Genomic DNA, 23,944 nt, shown 5'->3' on the forward strand with positions numbered 1-23,944 from the left:
GCAATTCCTTGCATCTGGAGCACATTAAATGACAGACATTACAGCCAATGTTGTAATTGGAATGCCTTCGCAACTCTTCACTATGGCTCGTTCTTTCAAAGCCGTAACCAATGGAAAAATTTATATCGGCCAGATTGATACAGACCCAACCAACCCAGCAAACCAGATTCAGGTTTATGTTGAAAATGAAGATGGTTCTCACGTTTCTGTGTCACAGCCGATTGTTATCAATTCCGCTGGGTATCCGGTATACAACGGACAGATCGCTAAGTTTGTCACAGTGCAGGGTCACAGCATGGCTGTGTATGACGCGTATGGCGCACAGCAGTTCTATTATCCTAATGTGCTGAAGTATGACCCTGACCAATTAAGACAGCAATTAGCAAGTTCAGAGGATGGAAAAGGTGATAACCTTGTAGCAGTAAAACAGCCTGTCTCGAATGCGAAAGATCGAACCGTGCATGACTGGCTTTCGGACATTATCACCGCAAAGGAAGGGGAAAATATTATTGCTGATGGTGTTAATAATGACGCTGTGGGCATCAATGCGTTTCTGCCTGTACTGGTAGATGAGAATCGTGAACTTCTTTTAGTTCCAGGTATTTATCTGGTAAACGATGACATTACAATAGATATACCGGTAACGTTTCAGCCCGGTGCAATCATTAAGCCACGAAACGGTGCTCAACTAACGTTCAATTCAGAGATAAGAGCTGGATGCTATAAAATATTCGACACAGAGGATGATTTTTATGCAGAGCCTGAAGCAAAAACATCTATAAAGATAACAGGAGTTAATGTCCGTCCAGAGTGGTTTGGAGCAACAACAATCAGTGATGTTAATGCAATACTTAATATTGCAGATTCTTCTTCTGCGTTCAGAAAGGTATTTAGGGCTACAACAGGTGATTTCAAGCCTATTAATTCTACGAGTTACAGGTCAGAATTTATATGTAAGAAAATAGAGCTATCAAATGGTCATTATAGGATGGATAAGCCAACTACACATGGATTCTACAAAAATGGTATATTCTATAAGATTGATGGAGGTGGGTATACAGGAAAAGGAATGGGAAATTCTATTCTTGTTTACACTGCTCTTCAATATGAAGGGAATTCTTTTTTTGACTTTTCATATGGATCATGGGAAATGCATGAACTAACTGGCTTCAAATGCACAGCTTACAATCCATTAGAGGATGATCCATATTACGCGAGGGTAGGGGCGATAATGCTATTCGGGTCAACAGACTCATTGATAACAAATGAGATATGGGCTTCTGGAGCTAAATATATTCGAAATGATCCTGATGGCACAAGGCGAGGAGGAGTCGGAATACAATTTGAATCATTAGTTGACCATTCATTCTGTAACCTGCTTATTGAGCACTGTATCAATGGGATCGCCTTTAGTTCCTGCATAAGTACTGGGGTAAACATTAAAGGATTTTCTAATACCATTTCTGATTTTGCTTTTGGTAATTTCATTCCTGAATGGCCTCCGGTAAGCGAACAGACAACATCTAATATAATCTCTATCAGTGGTCTAGAAAGTAAAGCATGCGGCGCAACCCCATTATTCTTTGGAACTAATGAGAACAATGTAGTTATTACCGGACTACTTATAGATGGAAGAGCAGAAGCATCTTTATCAACTGTAACATATCAAGCTATTGGTATATCTAAATCCGGAGGGGTGCATGGTTCTATTTCTGGGATCGCAGTTAATACCAACTATGGGTTAATAGATGATATTGGCACGGGAAGCGCTGGAAGTACTGGGAAAACACTATACTTAAACTTCGTTATCAGTGGGGTATATGGTTCTATCGGTTCTGAATTTTCTGTTATTAATATAACAAACCCACAATCTAGACTGAATGTGATATTAAGTTTAAGCAATAGTTCTCTGCCAGCAATGTTAAGTTACTCATCGTACTCAACCCTCAGCCTTTCAAGTTTACATGTTGATGGCGGAACGCAAGATGCGCTAATAGAAGTGAAGAGTGGGAATTTAATAATTAATAGCTTAGATGACAGCGGTTCCACGTATGGTAAGCTTGCATATGTAGAAGACTCGGTGTTAATAATGCCCGCGATTATAATATCAACAAACAGAAATATTATAAAAGGTGCTAATGGGGTAATAAAAACACCTTCTATCATTGACTTTTTGTAAATATAGAAACAAGCCCTCAAAGGGCTTGTTTCTTATTGTATAAATATTTGTATGCCTTAATTGTTGTAAAATAAGATATTAGCAAGCATATTAGTGTATATACTATTGTATCCACTGGGTTGTGCAAATATATTGACATCCCAAACATATTAAATGTTGAGTAAATCAAAGTCTTTATTAATTGCTCTGTTCCGCAAAGGACTAATGTATAACGTCCGATCTCCAGTATAGGTGTTAATGTCATATACTTAGAGAGCACTATATTTGGAACAAATAACAGTACAGTAACAACAAAAGATAGAAGTATTCGCATTGACTCGCTTTGTATGCTGCTATAAATGCTTCCAGCGCCAAAGAAATAAGAATATATAAATACTATAAATGAAACTGCTGTTACTGAATATAACACAACTTTACTATACACACATTGTGTATTTAAATCTGTGGTTCTTATATATTTTGAAAAGTAAGCTCCTAGTGCGTAATATATTATATACAACAAGGCGCTATCAATATTTAAAAATAAAGCTGGTACAAATCCTATTTTCAATTTTGTTGATATAACAAAAATAATGAAACATATAATAAATATAATATGTTTGTTTCTTATTGTTAACAAGATGAGTGAATATATCACTATCATCACATACAGGCATGGAAGAAACCATAACGAACCGGCAAATATTTGATTGCGAATCGCTGGCAATATTTGCAATGACATTTCTTTGAACTGATCGAAAGTCGAATTATTATATAAAGAAAAGAATGCTAATGATATTATAGAAAATGCAAAATAAGGAATCATTAATTTTGTAAAACCATTCCTTATTATTGATAACAGGTCTGATAACGATTCACATCTCTTGTAGAATATACCAGATATAAAAAAGAATAAAGGAATGTGAAATGAAAAGGCTAATTGATATAGTTGCTTTCCATTATCTCCAAAATGTCCTAGATAAATCCAGAATATAGCAATTGCTTTTAATGAATCGATCCATAGAGTGCGAGTGTTCATATTTATTATCTTCATGTTTAATTAGTGTTGTAATCTTATAAAAATATTGGCAATCCAGCCCTGAATATTGAGTGTAGAAATAAACCTGCATAATTATTGAAATCCATTAGTCCATTTGGATTGAAATTATATTTTGCATGTATTCCTATGACAAAAATACAGGATAAAATTCTTAAAGCATCTACATTTAAATTCCGTTCTTTCATAAATACCACGTATATCATATATAACGTATGCAAAATTTTTAACATTATTGCAGGTAAATGAATATCGTACAACAATTATAGCTAAAGACCGCACATTCAATAATAGTCTTAGTTTTCAAGATGTACCACTAAGCGTTATCATCAAGCCAGTCTGCCCACCACTGCATCATCTCCCGGAGTGTATCAAGATAAGCTGCGTGGTTGTACACAAAACGTGTCCCCCGCTTACATGCGCCATCTGCATCTCTATTGCGTCTGTTCTGTAACTTTTAGTTGTTCTGAGTTATGAGGGGAGGATAGGTTTCACCGGGGATCGGCTTAACGCCATTTTGTGGGGTGAGCAGGTGGGACGGATTCGGGACAGTCATCCTTTTTTAACGATTGTCATGGATTGCTAACTTTTCGCATCATGGGACGTGTGAGCGCAGGGATGACGCGGTATGTTGTTGACTTAAAAGGTGGTTCTAGGAACTTCTAAGCCGTGGGTCGCAGGTTCGAATCCTGCAGGGCGCGCCATTGATAAATCAAACAGTTACCTTACGTTTTTAATTATCAATAATCTCGCAACAGGTGTCGTTACGGGTGCTGTTTAATTTCCCTCAAATAAAACTCTTAAATCCAATGCTGAAATGTTTGTAATACAATAAAACTTTGTGCTTCCCTAAAAAGGAGTCGGGTCATTTTAATTCCGTCTTGCTGCTTAGTCTGTCAACCGCTGTAGTTTGCGGGATTATCGCCTACGTAGAGCATCTATTAGCGTTGAAACCGCCACGGGGCAGGTTGCAGAGTCGACGTAAGGGAAGCTTTATTGATCATTACCAGCGTTCCCTTTGCGCTGGTCGGCGGCATGATTACCGCGCCGCTGCTGTCGCTGTTTATCATTCCGGTAGCCTACAAGCTGATGTGGCTGCGCAGGCATCGTCGCCTTGCGGCATAACGTGTGTCGCCCGCCTGCGGCGTCAAACTGTAGGCGGGTTCAGCCTACGTTTATCGTCCGAGCGCGCTGACCCGTTTGCGGTACTCGCCTGGTGTACAACCGAATTCACGGACAAACGCTTTGTGAAAAGAAGATTCGCTCGCATAACCTACCGACTCGGCAATCACCATCACCGGCAGCGCTTCACGCGACAGGGTCTGGGCGGCGATTTGCAGGCGCAGCGTTGTTAACACGGCTAAGGGCGTTGTAGCGGACACGTCGCGAAATAGCTGGGCGAAGCTCGCCCGCGACATGTGTACCCGTTGCGCCAGCGTTTCGACCGTCCAGGGATGCGCCGGTGTTTCCAGCATGTGAAGGATCACGCGGCCCAGCCGGGGATGCAGCAATAAATTGAGCACGCTTTTCGCCGTGCCAGCCTGCGATAGCCAGTCGCGAACGGCGAGGGTAAACAGCGTGGCGCACTGCTGACTGTATAAGACATCAGCGCCAGGTAAATGGCGTTCTGACTCCTGCTGTAACAGCAAAATGGCGGCGTTAAGCCAGATACTGGCGGGGCTATGCGGCGGCGGGGCAAGACATAACACTTCCGGCAACGCGGTAAGGAAATAACGTGACGTCGCGTGCAGACGTAGACTACCGCACACGATATGTGTCGGTGCTTCGCCAGACTGGCGCAAACGGTGGGCGGAGTTTTGCGGCAGAATCACCACCTTTCCCGGCGTAAGCGTCATGGCGTCGCCGGTAGGCATTTCCAGTTGCGCTTCGCCCTGCGTAACGGTATGCCAGCGAATCACCGATAGCTCGCCAGCGGCGTGCGGCAACTGCCAGTCGCCGCCTAACGGGCAATTCTTGTCGATTGAGCCCTGAGGGGCGTTAAGCGTCAATAGCCGACTAAGCGCATCCATATAGACTCCAGAACAGATTCTTTTTCAAAAATAGGGATAACCATTTTTGTCTCTGTTCACTATATTTCGGACTCAATGTCATTTCTACTCTTGTTTTTGCTAACCGCTAATTTAGACGATAAGACAAAAATTGGCGCGTTACGGATAACCCTGTCTTTTTTGACGTTATTTATACTTGTCCTGACAAACAGATGGTGATTTGGCGGAGAAAGAAGATGACACAGTATCAGGCGCTCATTATTGGTTTTGGCAAGGCAGGAAAAACGTTGGCGGCAACTCTGGCGAAGACGGGATGGCGCGTGGCGATTATCGAACAGTCCGCCAGTATGTTCGGCGGAACCTGCATCAACATTGGCTGTATTCCAACGAAAACGCTGGTGCATGATGCGGAACGTGAGGGCGATTTTTTTGTCGCCATGCAACGTAAAGCGGCGGTCGTAAATTTTTTACGCGACAAAAATTTTCATAATCTTGCCGACCTGGACAATGTCGATGTGATTGAGGGAAGGGCGGAGTTTATTGATAACCATACCTTACGGGTATTTCAGGCGGACGGCGAGCGGGTGTTACGGGGAGAAAAGATCTTCATTAATACTGGCGCAGAGTCGGTGATCCCGGCTATTACGGGCTTAACAACGACGGCAGGGGTGTTCGATAGCACCGGGCTACTCAGCCTGAGCCAGCGTCCGGCGCGCCTGGGGATTTTAGGCGGCGGTTATATTGGCCTTGAATTTGCCTCAATGTTCGCCAACTTCGGTACGAAGGTCACTATCTTTGAAGCAGCGCCGCAATTCCTGCCTCGTGAAGATCGGGATATCGCGCAGGCAATTACCCGTATTTTACAGGAAAAGGGCGTCGAGCTGATTTTAAACGCCAACGTACAGGCCGTATCCTCAAAGGAGGGCGCGGTACAAGTTGAAACGTCAGAAGGCGCGCATCTTGTGGATGCCCTGCTGGTGGCGTCGGGGCGAAAACCGGCGACGGCTGGCTTACAGTTGCAGAACGCCGGCGTGGCGGTGAACGAACGCGGCGGGATCATCGTGGATGATTACCTGCGTACCACGGCGGACAATATCTGGGCGATGGGCGACGTTACCGGTGGGTTGCAGTTTACCTATATTTCACTGGATGATTTTCGTATTGTACGCGACGGGTTATTGGGAGATGGCAAACGCAGTACCCGCGATCGCCAGAACGTTCCATATTCCGTCTTTATGACGCCGCCGCTCTCTCGTGTCGGGCTGACGGAAGAACAAGCGCGGGCAAGCGGCGCAACGGTGCAGGTGGTGACATTACCGGTGGCGGCGATCCCTCGCGCCCGTGTTATGAACGATACCCGTGGCGTACTAAAAGCGGTAGTGGACGTGAATACGCAGCGTATTGTAGGGGTGTCATTGTTATGCGTCGATTCTCATGAAATGATTAATATCGTTAAAACCGTTATGGATGCAGATTTACCTTATACGGTGTTACGCGACCAGATATTTACCCATCCTACAATGAGTGAGTCTTTAAACGATCTCTTCTCTCTCATTAAGTAAAACATAAATAACGTAGCCCTGTTAATCAGGGCTTTTTTTTGCCTGTCAGGCTATAAAAATACGCCAGGACAAATATGCTGGCGTCTGAAAGAAAAGGCTTTAGTCAGGCATAACGTATTATAACACCATTGAAATAACCCACGACTGGAAATCTCGATGTTAAAAGTTACCACACTTATTGCTTCATTATTGGCTGCGCCGCTGGCGTTTTCCGCCTCCGCCCAGCCGCTAACTGACGTTGAATATATCAGCGTTTCTGCGGTGTCAGCAACGCCGTCAATGCTTGAAGACGCTATTGCCAGACTGGCGCAAAGTAAACAGGCGTCGTCATGGAAAATTACGTCCATGCGTATTGATAATACGGGTTACGCCACTGCGATATTATATAAATAAGGAGAGCCTGAGATGGATAAATATCTTCGTCTGTTAAGTCAGGGGGATCGGCTGGGATTAACATTAATTCGCCTGAGTATCGCCATCGTTTTTATCTGGATTGGACTACTAAAATTTGTGCCCTATGAGGCAGACAGTATTACCCCGTTTGTGGCGAACAGCCCCTTTATGTCTTTTTTCTATGAACATCCGGAAGAATATCGTCAGCATCTGACTCATGAGGGCGAACTAAAACCGGAGGAACGCGCCTGGCAAACGGCCAATAATACGTATGCGTTTTCGGATGGTCTGGGCGTGGTGGAATTGATTATCGCGGCGCTGGTACTGGCTAACCCTGTTAGCCGCTGGTTAGGGCTGGCAGGCGGCGTGCTGGCATTCCTGACGCCATTTGTCACGCTGTCGTTTTTAATCACCACGCCGGAGGCCTGGGTTATGCCGCTGGGCGATGCGCATTATGGTTTTCCGTATTTATCGGGCGCCGGACGGCTGGTATTAAAAGATACGTTAATGCTGGCAGGTGCGGTGATGATCATGGCGGACTCCGCCCGTTCGTTACTTTTACAGCGACAGTAGCGACCCTCTTACCCTCTTTATGCCGCGATTCGTCGGGTGGCGCTTGCGCCATCCGACAATTTATTGATGAATGATGGACTACCCTGACAGAAGTTCCTGTTCCACCTGTTGAACCTGCGCCTCCAGCGTATTGCGAATTTCGGTTAGCGCCCGTTCCTGCTCGGAGAAATAGGCTTCCTTATCCGCAACGGAAGAGGCGAGCCGCCAGGCGTTTTCCGTTTCCAGTTGCGTTATCTCTTTCAACAGCGCGTCGATTTGCGTGCGGAGCTGGCGTATTTTATGGCGCAGATGTTCCAGATTATTTAGCCTGTCGCTTGCCATCATCGGTTCCAGGCCGCTTTGCAGCTGCGTCAATAACGCGCGAATTGCCGCCAGATCGGCATTCTGCCGCGCCTGATTAAGCTGTACCATCATCTGGTGCGCTTTTTCTTTCAATTCATCGGCGACCACATCCGGGTGACACAGGCGGCTGGCCTGACGCCACAAACGTTTTAATTCACTGCGTTCGTCAGCCGACAAACGTTGATCGCGGGCGTAGCGGAATTGCGCTTCCTGCTGCTGCTCCCGGTACTGGTGATAGTCCTGTTCCGCATTTTCCTGCGCCTGGCGGAATGCGCTGTCGTCCTGATGGGAAAAATCCGCTTCCAGCTCGCGAATTTCCGCCAGCAACGCGGTAATTAATTCCGTCTGCTGCTGGATTCGCTGACGGATTCCCACCGCTTCGCGCGAGGCGGCATTCAATCCTGTCCACTGCTGTTTTAGCGTTGCCAGTTGATCCACGGCCTGGGAAATAAATTGCAGGCAGGATTGATAATCCTTTTCCCGGCGTTTTATTTCGGCTTCTTGCTTACGCTGCATACTCACCGCGAGCTGTTTACGCAACTCCAGAATACGGCTCATCAACGGCCCGAGGCGCAGATGATAGAGGTCGTTGAAATCGTCGAGGATTTGTACCCGCGCATTTCGTTTGTCAATCAGATCGCGAAGCTGGGCTTCAAGCGCTTTCAGCTCCAGTTTACTGGCGGCAATAGAGGGATCTTGCCACGTCGAGAGCGCCCGTTGAGCCTGTAGCCAGGCGGCGATCTCTTGCATGGCGTCACTGAATCGACGAGCTTCAATCGCCTGGGCAATCGCGCTGATTACGGCATCCTGCGGCTCATTTTTCAGGTAGATGAGCTGCTGACGGATAATCTCTTCGTCCTCAAGTTCAATGGCGCTTTTGATGATCTCTAAACGTTTGATGATCTTATTCATGACGTTGATGCCTGGCGTGGCTCAAAAACGGATAACAGATACCAGGTCTGATTCACCTTTTTGAAAATACTGAAAAAATACTAAATGTATTCTGTAGGGTGTCGTACTTTTCGTCCAGAGTTATTCACATATTTTATACTCGGCGTCTGTCACCCGTAACGTTCTATATCGGCGCGCACTCTTTTCTTTTTACTCCCCGCGACATCTTTTTTTACAAGATAACGTTAACGTCCGGAGTTGAGCCTTGACAAACGATTGCGCCTTGCGGCAGCGAGAGCGAAATGTTAAAAGGTGCCCTCAATAAAAACGATACAGGGGTAGGACGTGAAAAACGCGTCAACTGCATCCGGCGCCAGCGTGTCGGATGCCGCGTCGAATAATGAACCGACGCTTCAACGGGGGTTGCAAAACCGCCATATTCAGCTAATCGCGCTGGGCGGCGCCATTGGCACCGGACTGTTTTTGGGCATCGGCCCGGCGATTCAAATGGCGGGGCCGGCTGTTTTGTTGGGCTATGGCGTTGCCGGGATTATCGCTTTTCTCATTATGCGCCAGTTGGGTGAAATGGTCGTGGAAGAGCCGGTTTCCGGATCGTTTGCCCACTTCGCCTGGAAATATTGGGGGCCGTTTGCGGGCTTTTTGTCGGGCTGGAACTATTGGGTCATGTTTGTGCTGGTCGGGATGGCGGAGCTGACCGCGGCGGGCATCTATATGCAGTACTGGCTGCCTGATGTACCAACATGGATATGGGCGGCGGCGTTTTTTATTATCATTAATGCCGTAAATCTGGTGAACGTTCGTCTGTATGGCGAAACGGAATTCTGGTTCGCGCTGATTAAAGTGCTGGCGATTATCGGCATGATAGGTTTTGGTCTGTGGCTGCTGTTCTCCGGCCACGGCGGCGAACATGCCAGCATTGATAACCTCTGGCGTTATAACGGTTTCTTCGCAACCGGTTGGCATGGTTTGCTTCTGTCGCTGGCGGTGATTATGTTTTCTTTTGGCGGACTGGAGCTGATCGGCATTACTGCGGCGGAAGCGCGCGATCCGCAAAAAAGCATCCCGAAAGCGGTGAATCAGGTGGTATACCGTATTTTGCTGTTCTACATCGGTTCGCTGGTGGTGTTGCTGGCGCTCTATCCGTGGGTAGAGGTGAAATCCAATAGCAGCCCTTTTGTGATGATCTTCCATAACCTGGACAGTAATGTGGTGGCGTCGGCGCTGAATTTCGTTATTCTGGTCGCGTCGCTTTCGGTGTATAACAGCGGCGTTTATTCGAACAGCCGAATGCTGTTCGGCCTGTCCGTACAAGGCAATGCGCCGAAATTTTTAACTCGCGTCAGCCATCGCGGCGTGCCGGTGAACTCGCTGATACTTTCCGGAGCGATTACCTCGCTGGTGGTGCTGATCAACTATCTGTTGCCGCAAAAAGCGTTTAGCCTGTTGATGGCACTGGTTGTCGCGACGCTATTGCTAAACTGGATAATGATCTGTCTCGCGCATTTACGTTTTCGCGCGGCGATGCGTCGTAAAGGGCGCGAGACGCAATTTAAGGCGCTGTTCTATCCCGCCGGAAACTATTTGTGCATTGCGTTTCTGGCGCTGATTCTGGTGTTAATGTGTACGATGGACGATATGCGATTGTCGGCGATTTTGCTGCCGGTATGGATTGTATTTCTGTTTATCGCGTTTACAGTTTTGCGCCGTAAGGCTCATTAACTTTTTTGCCCGATCCCATGCTCATGCGATCGGGCAATCCATTAATGCCGCAATGTCCCCGACAGCGCGCGAATATCGCTGCCGGTCGGCGTCTGATGAATACGCAAGCCGAACTCTTCCACCACGGCAAAAATATGGTCGAAAATATCGGCCTGAATGCTCTCATATTCCAGCCACACGACGGTATTGGTAAAGGCGTAGATCTCTATCGGCAAACCATGATCGTCAGGCGCCAGTTGGCGTACCATCAGCGTCATGTCTTTACGGATGCGCGGATGGTGGCGTAAATATTCGTTCAGATAGGCGCGAAATGTCCCGATATTGGTCATTCGGCGGTGATTTAAGGCTGATTCCGGCGCATCCAGTTGTTTATTCCATTCATCGATTTCCTGATGACGATTGGTAAGGTACGGCTTTAACAGTTGCGCGGTTAACAGCCGCTGTTTTTCATCATCATCCAGAAAATGGATACTGGTCGCGTCAATATTAATGCTGCGTTTAATCCGCCGTCCGCCGGACGCAGACATGCCGCTCCAGTTTTTGAACGAGTCGGAAACCAGCGACCAGGTGGGAATGGTGGTGATGGTATTATCCCAGTTGCGTACTTTTACCGTGGTTAAGCCAATATCAATGACCGCGCCATCTGCGCCATATTTCGGCATTTCCAGCCAGTCGCCCAGTTTGAGCATATCGTTGGCGGAAAGCTGTATACCGGCAACCAGGCCAAGAATCGGGTCTTTAAAGACCAGCATTAATACCGCGGCCATCGCGCCCAGCCCGCTGATTAAAATTGCTGGTGACTGGCCAATCAGTAGTGAGATCATCAGAATGCCGACGATAATTGCGCCGATGAGCTTAATGCCCTGAAATATTCCTTTTAGCGGCAACTGAGAGGCGGCAGGCCATTTTTGCGATAGATTGAAAATCACGTCCAGCAGAGAAAATAACGACAGCAGGGCGTAGGTCATAATCCATAACTGCGCGCAGGTCGTCAGGATATCCGCAGCCTCACTGCCTTTTTGTAGCCAGAGCGCGGCCTGAATATTGACAATGATGCCTTGCAGCGTAAAAGCCAGACGATGGAATAATTTATTCTGGGTAATAATTTGCAGCCACAGGCGGGAACTGGCGCTGGCACGTTTTTCGAAAGCGCGCAGTACTATCCAGTGCAAAATAATATGCACGACAACTGCCGTCAGAAAAATAATACCAAATATCACCACCAGCGACGTGGTGTGATTCATTTCAATTCCCGCTAAATCTTCTACCTGGGATATCAATTCCTGCATAATCTCTCCTTTATAAACAGCAGCCTATGATGACTGCTGAATGGCATTTATGCAAATCAGGACGCTCGCGCTTCAGGCATAATCAGCAACAGACGGGTAAAAGCGCCTCTGGGGTTATCCATACGCTATATTTTATCCAGCGCCCCATAAACGTCGTTATTTTACGCCACCCCATTTTTTTGAACAGGCGCCAGTTCGTCAACAATGGATGAAAACATTTTAACCAGAATGCTTAAAACGATTGCAATGTTTCTGTCGGATGATGATTAGCACCGTCGTACCTCTCAACAATAACATTAAGGAACATCGGATGACCCAAAAGCGTACCCTGCTAAAATACGGCATACTCTCGCTGGCGCTGGCCGCGCCATTATCTGCCTGTGCGTTTGACTCTCTTACGGTATTTGGCGATAGCCTTAGCGATACCGGGAATAACGGTCGCTGGACCTGGGATAGTGGTCAAAATAAGCTCTACGACGAACAGTTGGCCGAACGATTTGGGCTGGCATTAAGCCCTTCCAACAATGGCGGTTCTAATTATGCCGCCGGCGGCGCGACGGCGACCCCGGAATTAAACCCGCAGGATAATACCGCGGATCAGGTACGGCAGTGGCTTGCCAAAACGGGGGGAAAAGCCGACCACAACGGTTTGTATATTCACTGGGTCGGCGGAAACGATCTGGCGGCGGCCATCGCGCAACCAACCATGGCACAGCAAATAGCCGGTAATAGCGCCACTAGCGCGGCGGCGCAGGTAGGACTGTTACTGGATGCCGGCGCCGGGCTGGTCGTGGTGCCAAACGTACCGGATATTAGTGCGACGCCAATGCTTCTGGAGGCGGTAATCACCGCCGGGCTGGGCGCAGCGGCGCCCCCGGCGCTAAAAGCGGCGTTAGATGCGCTGGCGGAGGGAGCTACGCCCGATTTCGCCAGTCGGCAACAGGCGATCCGCAAGGCGCTGCTGGCGGCGGCTGCAACGGTAAGCAGCAATCCATTTATTCAGCAATTGCTCGTTGAACAACTGCTGGCGGGCTATGAAGCGGCGGCAGGGCAGGCGTCAGCTCTGACCGATTATTATAATCAGATGGAAGAGAAGGGGCTGGAGCAACACGGCGGCAATATAGCCCGTGCCGATATCAACGGCCTCTTTAAGGAAATTCTTGCCAACCCGCAGGCGTTTGGTCTGACAAATACCGTAGGTATGGCCTGCCCGCCAGGCGTATCCGCTTCGGCGTGCTCCTCGGCGATGCCTGGATTTAATGCGTCGCAGGACTATCTGTTTGCCGATCATTTACATCCCGGTCCGCAGGTCCATACCATTATTGCGCAATATATCCAGTCGATCATTGCCGCGCCGGTACAGGCGACATACCTGAACCAAAGCGTTCAGTCGATGGCGCAAGGCAGTCGTACCACGCTTGACAGCCGTTATCAGCAGCTTCGCCAGGGGGAAAATCCTGTTGGTTCACTGGGCATGTTCGGTGGATACAGCGGGGGATATCAACGTTATGATAATAATGAGGCCGACGGGAGCGGTAATCATAATAATCTGACGGTTGGCGTCGATTATCAGCTTAACGAGCAGGTACTGCTGGGAGGGCTGATAGCCGGTTCTCTGGATAAGCAACATCCTGACGATAATTATCGTTATGACGCCCGCGGTTTTCAGGCCGCCGTATTCAGCCATTTACGCGCCGGTCAGGCGTGGCTGGATAGCGATTTACACTACCTGTCCGCTAAATTCAGTAACATTCAGCGCAGTATCACGCTCGGTGCGCTAAGACGGGTGGAAGAGGGCGAAACCAACGGTCGGCTGTGGGGCGCGAGGTTAACCAGTGGTTATGATTTTGTCATGATGCCGTGGTTAACGACCGGACCGATGCTGCAATATGCATGGGATTACAGCCACGTTAATGGCTATAGCGAGAAGCTCAATACCAGTACATCAATGCGTTTTGGCGACCAAAACGCCCATTCGCAGGTGGGTAGCGCTGGCTGGCGTCTGGATCTTCGCCACAGCATCATTCACTCCTGGGCGCAGATTAATTATCGCCGTCAGTTTGGCGATGATACGTATGTGGCGAACGGCGGCCTTAAATCGACCGCGCTGACGTTCAGCCGCGACGGAAAAGCGCAGGATAAAAACTGGGTTGATATCGCGATTGGCGCAGATTTTCCGCTGTCGGCAACGGTGTCCGCCTTCGCCGGGCTGACGCAAACGGCAGGGTTAAACGATGGCAATCAAACCCGTTATAACGTTGGGTTTAGCGCCCGATTTTGATGACACGCCAGGGAGGGCCAACCCCGTTCGTTCGTGACACGATGAGCCGAAAGCGCAACGGTAAGTTTTATAAAAAGTAAGTATTTTCAAAAATGTGGGTGAAGCCTGTGACGTCGTTTGTAAATTATCGTATAAGCGGAGTTTACGTTTTTGGCGGGGCGCAGGTATGAATAAAGAGTCCATATTTCGTCAGTTGGAGCTACGGCTGGCCGGATGTTCACTAACAGCCGACGCGTTAAGCGGGTTTAGCGCAATGGCGATTGCCGACAGTCTCAGGCAAAAACGCAGCATTATTAGTCACCATCTTAATAACTTGCATCGTGAGCAGCGGGTGGTCAAAGTGAATAGCCGCCCGGTGCTGTTCCTGCCCGTCGAGGCGCTACGTCGTCACCACCGGCTGGCGGTTCGACAGGGGGATTACGCGTCCATTCAGGCGCTGTGCGCGGAGCGGCAGGACAGTCTGGAGCTGCTCATTGGCGCGCAGGGCAGCTTGCAGGAGTCCCTGCGTCAGTGTAAGGCGGCGATCAGTTATCCCGGCGCGGGCTTGCCTTTGCTGCTGCGCGGCCCGACGGGGACAGGAAAAAGTTTTTTGGCGCGTCAGCTTTGGCAGTACGCCATTGAACAGGGCATTTTGCCCCCGGAAGCGCCCTTTACCGTGTTTAACTGCGCCGAATACGCTAATAACCCGGAATTGCTGACGTCAAAATTATTTGGTCATGCCAAAGGTGCGTTTACCGGCGCAGACAGAGCGGTATCCGGGTTAATTGAGACCAGTAATGGCGGCGTATTGTTTATCGATGAAGTGCACCGTTTACCGCCGGAAGGGCAGGAAAAACTGTTCCATTTTATGGATAACGGCACCTGGCGTCGCTTAGGCGAAAGCAGCGATGAACGCAGCGCCACGGTACGTCTGATATTCGCCTCTACCGAAGATCTGGAAAAGCACTTTCTGGCGACATTTATTCGCCGGATACCGGTCATTGTCAAAATTCTGCCTATCGCCGAACGCGGACAGTATGAGCGGCTGGCGTTTATTCACCATTTTTTCCGTCGCGAGGCGCAGCGTCTTCATCACGATTTGTCGCTGGATAGTGAAATTATCAGCCAACTGATGCAGGAGACCCTGGAAGGGAATGTCGGCGGCCTGGAAAATCTCATTCGTAATATTTGCGCCAGCGCCTGGACTTTCGGCCAGCGTGACGATGGGGTACTGGAAGTAAAAGCCGGGCAACTGCCGGATCGTCTGCTGATGGAGGTGCCCTTTACCGTTCCGCAGACGGCGGAACGCATCATGATTTATCGCGAAGGTGGCGTTTTTCCGCGAGTTTCCGGTCAGCATCAGGAATATTTACGGTTGACGGAAAACATTTGCGGCCTGTGCGAAGAGCTGGCGCAGGAGAATATTTCCGCACGGACGTTTGACAAGCTGGTCTATCAAAACCTTACGTTATATCTCGATGCCTTAATGAATAAAGAGAGCCCTCGCGCTCGTCAGGACAAGCGGCTGCGTTTTATCGAAGATGTCGGGAAAGCGATCGCTGCACATTACGATCTCGAACTGAATGAGGAATTCGCTTATCTCACCGGACGTTACCTTACCAGCCTGCCGTTAACGCCGGTGGAGGCGTCGCCATCGGTTCGCCATGTGATGCTGCGCTGGCTGGAGGATGCGCCGGGGCTGGCGCAGCGTGTGGCGCAAAAACTGCTGGACGTGGTAAATAATAAATATGATTTGTTAATCGACACGCTCGACAGACTGGTCGTGGCGGCCATCGTCAGTAATGCCATTGACGCCACTAGCGGCGGTAAGGTAAAAGCGCTGATCATCGCGCATGGTTATTCGACCGCCAGCAGCATTGCAGGCGTGGCGAACCGTCTGATTGGCGAAAAGATTTATCATGCGATGGATATGCCGATGGAGGTCGCGTTTAGCGATGTCAGCCGGGCCATTGTCGATTATCTCCAGCATACGGATACCCGCGCAGGCGTCATGGTGCTGATCGATATGGGATACACCAAAGAGATCGCCGATGCGCTTTTGAGCGTAATTCATGGCCCGCTGGTGGTGGTCGATAACGTTACGACGCGTCTGGCGCTGAACGTGGCCAGCGAGATCGCGCTGCAAAAAAACATCGAACAGATCGCCGAAGAGATCGTCCCGTTAAATCAGTCGCGCTGGGATGTCTTCTGGCCCGCGCAGAAAAAAGCGCGCGCGCTGCTGGTGACCTGTATTACCGGCATCGGGACGGCGTTTAAATTTAAAAATTTGATGGAAAAAAGTCAGTTGACCGACTTTGATATTAATATCATCGCCTGTGAATATACCCGCCTGAAAAACAGCCGGATGGCGGCCTCGTTGCTGAATCAGTATGAAGTGATTGCGGTTGTCGGCACCATTGACCCGCAGCTGGCGGGCGTTCCCTGGGTGGGGATTGAAGAGCTGCTTGGCGAGCAGGGGTATGCGCATTTAAGTCAGTTATTAAGCGGTTATCTTAACGATAAACAGATTGCGTTAATTAATAAAAATATGGTTCGCGAATTTTCGTTGCATAATGTGGTTAATTCGCTGACCATTCTCAATGCCAATAAGACGATAGGGCATATCGAAACGATTATTGCCGAATGGCAAAATACGCTGGGCTTCAGCTTTAATAATAATTTGATTATTAGTTTATATGTTCATTTGAGCTGTATGATTGAGCGACTGGTCATGCGCAATGAAATTACCCACTATAAAAACATGACGGAATTTAACGAGCGGCATGGTGAATTTATCGCGATGGTAAATCATTCGTTTCAGCGATTGAAAATTCTTTATAACGTGGCGCTGCCGGTAGCGGAAATTGGCTATATCCACGATATTTTCGAATTACGGATAGAGGATTTTCGCTGGTAGCCGCGGTAGTTCAGGAAAAAAGGGGCGCTAGCGCCCCGCAGAAGAAAGGCCTGATGGCGCTACGCTTATCAGGCCTACAGATTGCTTTGTAGGCTGGATAAAGCGAAGCCGCCATCCGGCATAACTATTAATATTCAACTTTCCACATATACCGGCGGGTGGTCAGTGGGTGGTTACGGGCTGTCGCCAGAGCGAGGTTATAAACGTCCAGCACACAGTTGTGCAACAGACCGCAGAAGTATTCGCCAACGTCGGTGGGCAGATCCTGAATGCCGAGTTTATCCGCATCGATCAACTGCAGTTTTCCCTGATAGCGTTCAATAAAGCGAATCGCACGATCGTCCAGCGGGCGAGTGCGACCACTGCTTTGCAGCAATATAAACGGCGTGCCCGGCTCGGTGATTTCGAACGGTCCGTGGAAATACTCTCCGCTATGTATGCTGGCGGAGTTGATCCACTGCATTTCCAGCAGAATACAGACAGACTCCTGATGCGCGGCGCCGAAAGAGGGGCCGCTGCCCATCATATAGACCACCTTCTCATCCTTCCATTCGGCGGCGAAACGCTGAGCATCTTCTTGTACCTGCCGTTGGGCGCCGTGAACAACGTCGCTAAAGCGCCCAAACGCGCTGACTAACTCATCGTATTGCGCATAGACCTCTGTTTGGGCGAGAATTTCCAGCGCCAGCCACAGGCTGTATGCGGCTTTTTGTTGTGCAGGGTCGACCGTTTCCGGATAACGCGCCCACTGATATTCAATGATGTAGTCGCTGTATTCGCACAACGGCGTGTCAGGTTGGTAAACCAGACCGATGGTCGCCGCTCCTTTTTCACGCGCCACGCGGGCGGCTGCGACGGTTTCCGCCGTATTGCCCTGCTGCGAGGCAAGAATAACGACGCTATTTTTTCCTAATGCTTTTGGTGTGGCGTGGACAAATTCATTACTGGTGATATAACCGACAGCCAGTTTTGACGCTTCACAGTCCAGAAAGTATTTCCCTGGCCAGAAGCCGGTTAATGAACCGCCGCAGCCGACAAACCAGACACGTTCAATGTTTTGTTTACCTAAAATATCGCTAATAATACGGCGGGCATTTTCATGAGCAATAGACATATTTATCTCCTTAGCGTGTAGCGCGTCCTCCGCAACAGCGCGGATAATAACGAGCATTAATAAAAATTAAATTTCTTGCTTACTTTTCATTTTTTGATGGAATTGCGGATCTTTGGGTATCGCCGGATTAATGCCTTTTTGCGGGGGTAATATCGCGCATAGCATTTGTAGCGGAATGATATATTCAAAGACGGCAAAGTCCTCATCATTGACAAACGGGAAATTCAGATTCAGACCATTATTTTCTACCTGCGGGCCGATGCGGTAAATAGACGGCGTCCACTCACCGAGTATTTGCGCCAGCCGATCCTGACGCGCGTCAGGCTGCGGGTCGAGCATAATGAGTGCGGATTGCGCATTAAAGGCATTGTAAATACCGTGAATAAACTCCTCGAATTCGTAGCCCGACACCGGGCAGCGCAACGTCTCCAGCATCTTGAGCGCACCCTCCTGCACCGTACCGAACAGCGTTGCCGGGCCGGTCAGACGAATATCTGCGCTATCGCGCAGCGCCAGCGCATTGGTTTGCGCCCACGCCTGCGAGGCGGTAATCAGCGCGGGCAGGTGGTTAAAGGTCTTTTCCATCCGCAGCAGCAGTGACCGGCGCTGTTCGCCGTCCAGCCGCTGTTGCTGCCCGGCGACGGCGAGCGCCAGCAGCATCAAATTGAGAACCGTGCAGTGATAGCCTTTTGTTTTCGCGCCAGCGGTTTCTTCGCCGCAGGGAACGGTAAGGATATAATCCGCCGCCCGGTCGATAGTCGCAGGCGCCACGCCAGCCATTGAGGCGGTGATATGACCAACATTGCGGGCGCGCTCCATCGCCGCCAGCGTTGAGAGGCTGCCGCCGCCCTGGGAGATGCCGACAACCAGCGCCTTGCCGCTGCGTGCAAGCGTCTCGTCGTCAAGCATAAACGGCCAGCAGACATCCACCGGCAATGCGCACCAGCGCTGCATAAACGCGCGAGCGGTCAACGCGCCGTGGTATGACGTGCCGGAGCCTGTCAGAATAATGCGGGTGACGTCGCGTTCCGTTAGCGCCTGCGACGCGCGCCAGAGATCTTCCCGCGTCTGCGTCAGCATCTCCAGCAGGCGAAGGGGCGTCTCGTTCATATAGTCTTCTACTTGCATAGTGTTACCTCTCGTCAAAGCAGGCCCAGCGCGCTGGCAAGAAGCCCAAACGCGACGGTGCCTAACAGGATCCAGTTAATGTTCACGCCCTTACGGATAAGTTTGTACATGCCGAGCGTGAAGAGCAGCGGCAGCAGGGAAGGGAGGATTTTGTCAATAAAATCCTGTACTTTCATGGTAGTCTGCCCGGCGGTAAAGCTCAGCGGGGTTGTAATGTCGATCATGCTGGCGGTCATGGCGCCGACGACCATCAACCCGACGATTGACGCGATATAAGTCACCCTGTCCATCAGCCCGCTTTGCCAGAGGCGCATCAGCCAGGTGGTCCCCGCCCGGTAGCCCAGTTTGAGGGCGTACCAGCGGCAGAGGATGTGCGGAATGTTATAGACCAGTAGGGCGAGAATCGGCCCCAGAATGCTGCCCTGCTGGGCAAAGTAGATCCCCATCCCGGCGGCGATAACTTTCAGCGATCCCCAAAAGATGGAATCGCCGATCCCGGCTAGCGGCCCCATCAGGCTGGTTTTAACGGCATTGATCGACTCTTCGTTAAAGTCCGGGTTGCGTTGATTTTCCTCCTCCATCGCAATCGACAGGCCAAAGACAAACGTTGACAGATGCGGCGTGGTATTAAACAGCACCAGATGGCGCTGTAAGGCGCGCCCCAGTTCGGCGGGGTCCTGGTAGATACGCTTTAGCGCTGGCGACATAGCGAAGGCATAGCCCATATGCTGCTGGCGTTCATAGTTCCACGATCCTTGCAACGTAAAGGAGCGCCAGAAAACGCTGCGTAAATCGCGGGCGGTGATGCGGCTTTCGCTTTGCGAGTGAGCCTGTGCGTCGTCGATCAGGGTCTGCGTCACTTCACTCATGATTAGCCCTCCTGTTGGGATGTGTTAAGAAACTGGCTGATAATGAAAGCCAGCACCACGGCAAACAGCGCGATGGCGATGATGTCCAGTTTGGTATATGCGGCGATCAGAAAGCCCAGCCCAAGGTAAGGCATTAATTTGCTGCTAAGCATCATGCTGATCAGCAACGCGAAACCCAGCGCCGGCAAAATCTTACTGGCGACAACCAGGCCATTGGTAATAAAGGCGGGAATGGCGTCGAGGAACCAGGTGACGGCGGCAGAACCGAGCAAAATGGCGAAAAAGACCGGCAGAAAACCGCTTAGAAAATAGAGCAGCGTTGGGCCCCCCAGGTGCATAACGGCAACCATCCGGGTATTACCCTGCGCCGCATAACGATCGGCCATGTGGCCAAAGCGGGCGTTAACCACGCGCACCAGGACGCCGAGGGTCTGCGCGAGCATAGAGATAGGAATCGCGATGGTCAGCGCCGCTTCGGGCCCGCGCCCGGACATAATAGAAAACGCGGTCGCCAGTACCGAACCGGTGACGACATCAGGCGGTACCGCGGCGCCGATAGCGACGTTACCTAAAAAGATCAGTTCCAGCGTCGCGCCGATCAGAATGCCTTCGTGTAAATTGCCGCAGACCAGACCGGTGAGGGCGCACATCACCAGCGGACGGTCAATCATCGACACGCCGAGTAAACGCCCGTCAAGAATACCTAGTGCGGCAATCAGGCCGAGCAGCGTTGCGGTGAGCAACATAGTGACCTCCGGGTTCAGAGTTTATCGTTAAGCAATTCGGCGGAATGAGCCGGAACCTGGCGCATTTCCAGACGGATGCCTTTGGCTTTTAGCGCCTGGCTATCGGCAATCTCCTGCTCGGTCAGGTATATGGCTTTGCCGAACTGCTGCGCGCCCTCTTTTTGCGCGATACCACCGTAGTTGATAACGCTAATCCCTGGCACTTTCTCGGCGAAGGCGAGGGTTTCGGCGGTATTTCCCAGCACCACCATCACTTTTTTGTGATCCAGCTTGCCGCTGGCGAGTTTTTCCGCCGCCTGTTCCACCGTGATAATGTCCAGCGACACGCCAGCGGGTTTTGCCAGACTTAATGACATAGAGACAAACGCGTCGCCGGCGGCGTTAGCGTTAGCGACGATGATATGGTCGATATCCAGCGCCCGGGTCCAGGCGAAGACCACCTGGCCGTGCAGCAGGCGGTAATCAATGCGCACTAATTTGATCATGGGATTCTCCCTGTAGGTCAGCGGATGGTTGTGTTATTAGCGTGTTGATAAAGACAATGGATTCACGCGCCGCATTGGTGGCGTAGGTAATGGCCGCGTCTGTGCTTTCTTCTTCACAGAGTAAAAACTCCAGCAGCAGGGTCATGTTGACGCCAGCCACCACAAAAACGTGACGGTGACGCATCAGCACTTTCGCGGCGCTATTGTTGATGCTGCCTCCGAGCAGATCGGTAAACACCACCACTTCTTCGCCGTTGGCCTGCGCGATCAGATTTTCGAGGGTTTGTTCAAGCTGCTCCGTGGTGACGATATCGCCATCGTAGGCGCAAACCGGTGTCACGCCGTGTTCGTCGCCAATCAGCAGCGATAGACTGTTAATAAGTCCGCGGGCAAAAGGGCCATGGCTGGCTACATAAACATGTCTCACCCGTTTTCTCCTTCATCCAGATAGGGGGTATCCAGATATGGCAAACGGCGTGCCAGTTTTAAATGTTATTTATTTTCAATGGGTTGAGAGAGGAAGTTAACACTGGCGATGTAAAACCTGGCACTTCGCGCCATTGATCATTGAGGAACCTGGCAGAAAGGTGAAAAAAGCCGGACGGGCGTCCGGCTTAGGCAGGGGATTAAACTTCCGTCAGTGTGGTTTCAAGCGGCAGACGTGATTTCGGCAGCCCGGCGTTGAAGTCCTCGACGCTATGATGGCCGACTGGCACCACGACCAGACTGGTATAGCCTTTTTCTTTCAGACCAAATTCAGCGTCGAGCACCTCGGCGTCGAAACCTTCAATGGGGACGGCGTCGAGACCCATCGCGGCGACGCCCAGCAGAAAGTTGCCGACGTTCAGATAGACCTGTTTCGCCATCCACTGGTGATCATCTTTTAGCGAGACGCGGTGCATATCGGCGAAAAAGCGGCGACCTTTATCATTTGCCGCTTTAGCTTCCGGCGTAGCGAAACGGCCATCGGCTTCTTCCTGATCGACGACGCGCTCAAGCCATGCGTCATCCATTGCGGTTTTTGCGCAGAAGACCACCACATGGGAGGCGTCTAACATTTTACGTTCGTTAAACACATAATTGGCGGCGGCGGATTTTGCGACACGCGCTTTGCCCTCTTCCGTACTGGCGACAATAAAGTGCCACGGCTGGGAATTGGTGCTGGAGGGGCTGTACTGTAGTAGTGTTTTTATTTTATCCGCTTCTTCGGCGGTCAGTTTTTTGCTGGGATCGAACGCCTTAGTGGAGTAGCGCTTTAAGGCGACAGAAACGATATCCATAAATGCTCCTGGTTGGTTTAGTACCCTTTTGTATCAGCAGGGTACCGGGTTATCGGTAAAAAGATAAGGGAGGAAAATGCGGAAACGGTTATTACATCAGCGCGGCCGCAGGCGCAGTTGCTCTCTTTTAGGCAGCCCGTCTACGACCAGATTCCATGAGTCATTTATCAAATCGTTGAGTAGCGAGACGGTGATATCCTCACCCGCATAGACTGAAATCCAGTGTTTCTTATTCATGTGATAGCCAGGCGCAATGCTGGGGTAAATTTGTTGATTTACCAGGGATTTTTGGGGATCCGACTTCAGGTTCACCACTGGACGGCAGTGATGTTCAGTGAAAAGCATGAATATTTTGCCGCCGACTTTAAACACATCGTACTGTGGGCCGAAAGGCCAGCAGTGTTCGGTAAAAGGCAGTTCCAGCGCAAAGCGTTTTGCACAGGCGTGCAGTATTTGACCGTCCATTATTGCTCCTCGCGAGTCAGCGCGCGCCACATGGCTTCGAATCCCAGCGCAATATATTCGCCAGCGCGAGCGGGATCGCGCGCGGCGAAATCCATTGTTGTTTCAGCCAGCGCCAGAAAAAGGCCGTCGCCGAAGGCGCGGTACTCATCCGACATAAACACCATCAAAACGGAACGATGACATAAATCGCGCAATTCGGGGAACATATCGTCGGCCCGTTGTTCCGTCTCTTTGGTGAGCTTTTCGCTGACGGCCAGTTGACGGATCGCCCGATGGCGCGCGGGATGGTTCAGACCCCAACTGATGTAACTGTTCCAGATAAAACGAGTCATCATTTTGGCATCGGTAATGGATCGATCCAGCTCCATTATCATTGACTGGCAGAGATCCTGCTTTAAATGCAAATACAACGTGTTAATCAGCTCATCTTTGGTCGCGAAATAGCGAAACAATGTTCCTTCTGCAACACCTGCGTTACGCGCAATCACCGCCGTTGAGGCGGCGATACCGGATTGCGCTATCGCCTGGGTTGCCGCTTCCAGTAATGCTTGTTTTTTGTCTTCACTCTTCGGACGAGCCACTACACGTTACCCTTATGTCTGTAAAAACATGATTGAATCATGCCCGTTGTCGCGTCGCAACGGTGAATGTCAACCTTTGAAAAGT

Annotated in this window: 20 protein-coding genes and 3 pseudogenes; 8 read left to right on the top strand and 15 right to left on the bottom strand. The window is 50.1% G+C overall.

Annotation, left to right across the window (positions count from 1 at the left end; translation table 11 throughout):
* The first annotated feature begins 28 nt into the window (after positions 1 to 28).
* The gene (locus NAZ64_RS08405) at positions 29 to 2,179 is read left to right on the top strand and encodes a phage head-binding domain-containing protein (protein WP_134944948.1); all 2,151 of its coding nucleotides are present in this window, start codon (positions 29 to 31) and stop codon (positions 2,177 to 2,179) included.
* 16 nt (positions 2,180 to 2,195) lie between these two features.
* Here NAZ64_RS08405 and NAZ64_RS08410 read toward each other — a convergent pair whose 3' ends face one another.
* The 3 genes and pseudogenes from NAZ64_RS08410 to NAZ64_RS08420 form a co-directional block, all read right to left on the bottom strand.
* A complete protein-coding gene (locus NAZ64_RS08410; protein ID WP_134944947.1) occupies positions 2,196 to 3,212 on the bottom strand; it encodes an acyltransferase family protein in 1,017 nt (338 codons plus the stop codon).
* Positions 3,213 to 3,531: 319 nt separating this feature from the next.
* Positions 3,532 to 3,659, bottom strand: a pseudogene (locus NAZ64_RS08415) (integrase); the annotation flags it as partial.
* A 128-nt stretch (positions 3,660 to 3,787) separates the two neighbouring features.
* Positions 3,788 to 3,877: pseudogene (locus NAZ64_RS08420) on the bottom strand (SOS response-associated peptidase); the annotation flags it as partial.
* A gap of 364 nt (positions 3,878 to 4,241) precedes the next feature.
* Between NAZ64_RS08420 and NAZ64_RS08425 the strand changes: the two are divergent.
* A pseudogene (locus NAZ64_RS08425) lies at positions 4,242 to 4,340 on the top strand (cation transporter); the annotation flags it as partial.
* Positions 4,341 to 4,390: 50 nt separating this feature from the next.
* Here the strand turns inward: NAZ64_RS08425 and rclR are convergent.
* Entirely contained in the window at positions 4,391 to 5,245 is an 855-nt protein-coding gene (rclR, locus tag NAZ64_RS08430) for a reactive chlorine-specific transcriptional regulator RclR (RefSeq protein WP_076935496.1), read from the bottom strand.
* A gap of 215 nt (positions 5,246 to 5,460) precedes the next feature.
* Here rclR and rclA point away from each other — a divergent pair, with 215 nt between their 5' ends.
* From rclA to rclC, 3 genes are all read left to right on the top strand, one after another.
* Positions 5,461 to 6,786, top strand: a complete 1,326-nt coding sequence (gene rclA, locus NAZ64_RS08435; protein ID WP_483640908.1) for a reactive chlorine resistance oxidoreductase RclA — start codon at positions 5,461 to 5,463, stop codon at positions 6,784 to 6,786.
* A 156-nt stretch (positions 6,787 to 6,942) separates the two neighbouring features.
* On the top strand, positions 6,943 to 7,179 hold the full coding sequence (gene rclB, locus NAZ64_RS08440) for a reactive chlorine resistance periplasmic protein RclB (protein WP_000922170.1): 237 nt from the start codon (positions 6,943 to 6,945) through the stop codon (positions 7,177 to 7,179).
* A 12-nt stretch (positions 7,180 to 7,191) separates the two neighbouring features.
* Positions 7,192 to 7,752 carry a reactive chlorine resistance membrane protein RclC gene (rclC, locus tag NAZ64_RS08445; RefSeq protein ID WP_000362177.1) on the top strand — a complete coding sequence of 187 codons (561 nt, stop codon included), beginning with the start codon at positions 7,192 to 7,194 and terminating at the stop codon, positions 7,750 to 7,752.
* A 78-nt stretch (positions 7,753 to 7,830) separates the two neighbouring features.
* Here rclC and NAZ64_RS08450 read toward each other — a convergent pair whose 3' ends face one another.
* Complete coding sequence (locus NAZ64_RS08450; protein WP_001033457.1) at positions 7,831 to 9,006, bottom strand: coiled-coil domain-containing protein; 1,176 nt, start codon at positions 9,004 to 9,006, stop codon at positions 7,831 to 7,833.
* 324 nt (positions 9,007 to 9,330) lie between these two features.
* Between NAZ64_RS08450 and pheP the strand changes: the two genes are divergently transcribed.
* Positions 9,331 to 10,725: a phenylalanine transporter gene (pheP, locus tag NAZ64_RS08455; protein WP_024798507.1), complete on the top strand. Its 1,395-nt coding sequence runs from the start codon at positions 9,331 to 9,333 to the stop codon at positions 10,723 to 10,725.
* Between the two features lie 41 nt (positions 10,726 to 10,766).
* Here the strand turns inward: pheP and NAZ64_RS08460 are convergent, their stop codons facing one another.
* Entirely contained in the window at positions 10,767 to 12,014 is a 1,248-nt protein-coding gene (locus NAZ64_RS08460) for a mechanosensitive ion channel family protein (protein WP_218207548.1), read from the bottom strand.
* 310 nt (positions 12,015 to 12,324) lie between these two features.
* On the opposite strand from NAZ64_RS08460, the gene NAZ64_RS08465 reads away from it, so the two are divergent.
* Complete coding sequence (locus NAZ64_RS08465) at positions 12,325 to 14,295, top strand: autotransporter outer membrane beta-barrel domain-containing protein (RefSeq protein WP_220569361.1); 1,971 nt, start codon at positions 12,325 to 12,327, stop codon at positions 14,293 to 14,295.
* Positions 14,296 to 14,461: 166 nt separating this feature from the next.
* Complete coding sequence (locus tag NAZ64_RS08470; RefSeq protein ID WP_483640909.1) at positions 14,462 to 17,191, top strand: sigma-54-dependent transcriptional regulator; 2,730 nt, start codon at positions 14,462 to 14,464, stop codon at positions 17,189 to 17,191.
* A gap of 127 nt (positions 17,192 to 17,318) precedes the next feature.
* Here NAZ64_RS08470 and NAZ64_RS08475 read toward each other — a convergent pair whose 3' ends face one another.
* The 9 genes from NAZ64_RS08475 to NAZ64_RS08515 form a co-directional block, all read right to left on the bottom strand.
* Positions 17,319 to 18,305, bottom strand: a complete 987-nt coding sequence (locus NAZ64_RS08475; RefSeq protein WP_220569360.1) for an SIS domain-containing protein — start codon at positions 18,303 to 18,305, stop codon at positions 17,319 to 17,321.
* Positions 18,306 to 18,371: 66 nt separating this feature from the next.
* On the bottom strand, positions 18,372 to 19,415 hold the full coding sequence (locus tag NAZ64_RS08480) for a glutamine--fructose-6-phosphate aminotransferase (protein ID WP_220569918.1): 1,044 nt from the start codon (positions 19,413 to 19,415) through the stop codon (positions 18,372 to 18,374).
* Positions 19,416 to 19,447: 32 nt separating this feature from the next.
* The gene (locus NAZ64_RS08485; protein WP_000005802.1) at positions 19,448 to 20,302 is read right to left on the bottom strand and encodes a PTS system mannose/fructose/sorbose family transporter subunit IID; all 855 of its coding nucleotides are present in this window, start codon (positions 20,300 to 20,302) and stop codon (positions 19,448 to 19,450) included.
* Positions 20,303 to 20,304: 2 nt separating this feature from the next.
* Complete coding sequence (locus NAZ64_RS08490) at positions 20,305 to 21,048, bottom strand: PTS mannose/fructose/sorbose/N-acetylgalactosamine transporter subunit IIC (protein ID WP_000927523.1); 744 nt, start codon at positions 21,046 to 21,048, stop codon at positions 20,305 to 20,307.
* 14 nt (positions 21,049 to 21,062) lie between these two features.
* Positions 21,063 to 21,533, bottom strand: coding sequence for a PTS sugar transporter subunit IIB (locus tag NAZ64_RS08495; RefSeq protein WP_000594175.1), 471 nt, complete (start codon positions 21,531 to 21,533; stop codon positions 21,063 to 21,065).
* Positions 21,511 to 21,960: a PTS sugar transporter subunit IIA gene (locus NAZ64_RS08500; RefSeq protein ID WP_001216659.1), complete on the bottom strand. Its 450-nt coding sequence runs from the start codon at positions 21,958 to 21,960 to the stop codon at positions 21,511 to 21,513. Before NAZ64_RS08500 ends, NAZ64_RS08495 begins: the two co-directional genes overlap by 23 nt.
* A 199-nt stretch (positions 21,961 to 22,159) precedes the next feature.
* Positions 22,160 to 22,813, bottom strand: coding sequence for an oxygen-insensitive NAD(P)H nitroreductase (nfsB, locus tag NAZ64_RS08505; RefSeq protein WP_000355868.1), 654 nt, complete (start codon positions 22,811 to 22,813; stop codon positions 22,160 to 22,162).
* 96 nt (positions 22,814 to 22,909) lie between these two features.
* Entirely contained in the window at positions 22,910 to 23,278 is a 369-nt protein-coding gene (locus NAZ64_RS08510) for an MmcQ/YjbR family DNA-binding protein (protein ID WP_064043829.1), read from the bottom strand.
* Positions 23,278 to 23,859 (bottom strand): TetR/AcrR family transcriptional regulator, encoded by a 582-nt coding sequence (locus tag NAZ64_RS08515; RefSeq protein WP_000113609.1) that lies wholly within the window; start codon positions 23,857 to 23,859, stop codon positions 23,278 to 23,280. Before NAZ64_RS08515 ends, NAZ64_RS08510 begins: the two co-directional genes overlap by 1 nt.
* Between the last annotated feature and the right edge of the window lie 85 nt (positions 23,860 to 23,944).

The sequence above is a fragment of the Salmonella sp. A1325 genome (genome assembly GCF_056991255.1).

Excerpts from the sequence above, each read along its gene's own strand:
- NAZ64_RS08470 (WP_483640909.1), top strand. The coding sequence starts at position 14,462 with ATGAATAAAGAGTCCATATTTCGTCAGTTGGAGCTACGGCTGGCCGGA.
- NAZ64_RS08480 (WP_220569918.1), bottom strand. The coding sequence starts at position 19,415 with ATGAACGAGACGCCCCTTCGCCTGCTGGAGATGCTGACGCAGACGCGG.
- NAZ64_RS08465 (WP_220569361.1), top strand. The coding sequence starts at position 12,325 with ATGACCCAAAAGCGTACCCTGCTAAAATACGGCATACTCTCGCTGGCG.
- NAZ64_RS08485 (WP_000005802.1), bottom strand. The coding sequence starts at position 20,302 with ATGAGTGAAGTGACGCAGACCCTGATCGACGACGCACAGGCTCACTCG.
- NAZ64_RS08450 (WP_001033457.1), bottom strand. The coding sequence starts at position 9,006 with ATGAATAAGATCATCAAACGTTTAGAGATCATCAAAAGCGCCATTGAA.
- NAZ64_RS08460 (WP_218207548.1), bottom strand. The coding sequence starts at position 12,014 with ATGCAGGAATTGATATCCCAGGTAGAAGATTTAGCGGGAATTGAAATG.
- rclC (WP_000362177.1), top strand. The coding sequence starts at position 7,192 with ATGGATAAATATCTTCGTCTGTTAAGTCAGGGGGATCGGCTGGGATTA.
- NAZ64_RS08495 (WP_000594175.1), bottom strand. The coding sequence starts at position 21,533 with ATGATCAAATTAGTGCGCATTGATTACCGCCTGCTGCACGGCCAGGTG.
- NAZ64_RS08475 (WP_220569360.1), bottom strand. The coding sequence starts at position 18,305 with ATGTCTATTGCTCATGAAAATGCCCGCCGTATTATTAGCGATATTTTA.
- NAZ64_RS08510 (WP_064043829.1), bottom strand. The coding sequence starts at position 23,278 with ATGGACGGTCAAATACTGCACGCCTGTGCAAAACGCTTTGCGCTGGAA.
- rclA (WP_483640908.1), top strand. The coding sequence starts at position 5,461 with ATGACACAGTATCAGGCGCTCATTATTGGTTTTGGCAAGGCAGGAAAA.
- NAZ64_RS08490 (WP_000927523.1), bottom strand. The coding sequence starts at position 21,048 with ATGTTGCTCACCGCAACGCTGCTCGGCCTGATTGCCGCACTAGGTATT.
- NAZ64_RS08410 (WP_134944947.1), bottom strand. The coding sequence starts at position 3,212 with ATGAAGATAATAAATATGAACACTCGCACTCTATGGATCGATTCATTA.
- rclB (WP_000922170.1), top strand. The coding sequence starts at position 6,943 with ATGTTAAAAGTTACCACACTTATTGCTTCATTATTGGCTGCGCCGCTG.
- nfsB (WP_000355868.1), bottom strand. The coding sequence starts at position 22,813 with ATGGATATCGTTTCTGTCGCCTTAAAGCGCTACTCCACTAAGGCGTTC.
- NAZ64_RS08405 (WP_134944948.1), top strand. The coding sequence starts at position 29 with ATGACAGACATTACAGCCAATGTTGTAATTGGAATGCCTTCGCAACTC.
- rclR (WP_076935496.1), bottom strand. The coding sequence starts at position 5,245 with ATGGATGCGCTTAGTCGGCTATTGACGCTTAACGCCCCTCAGGGCTCA.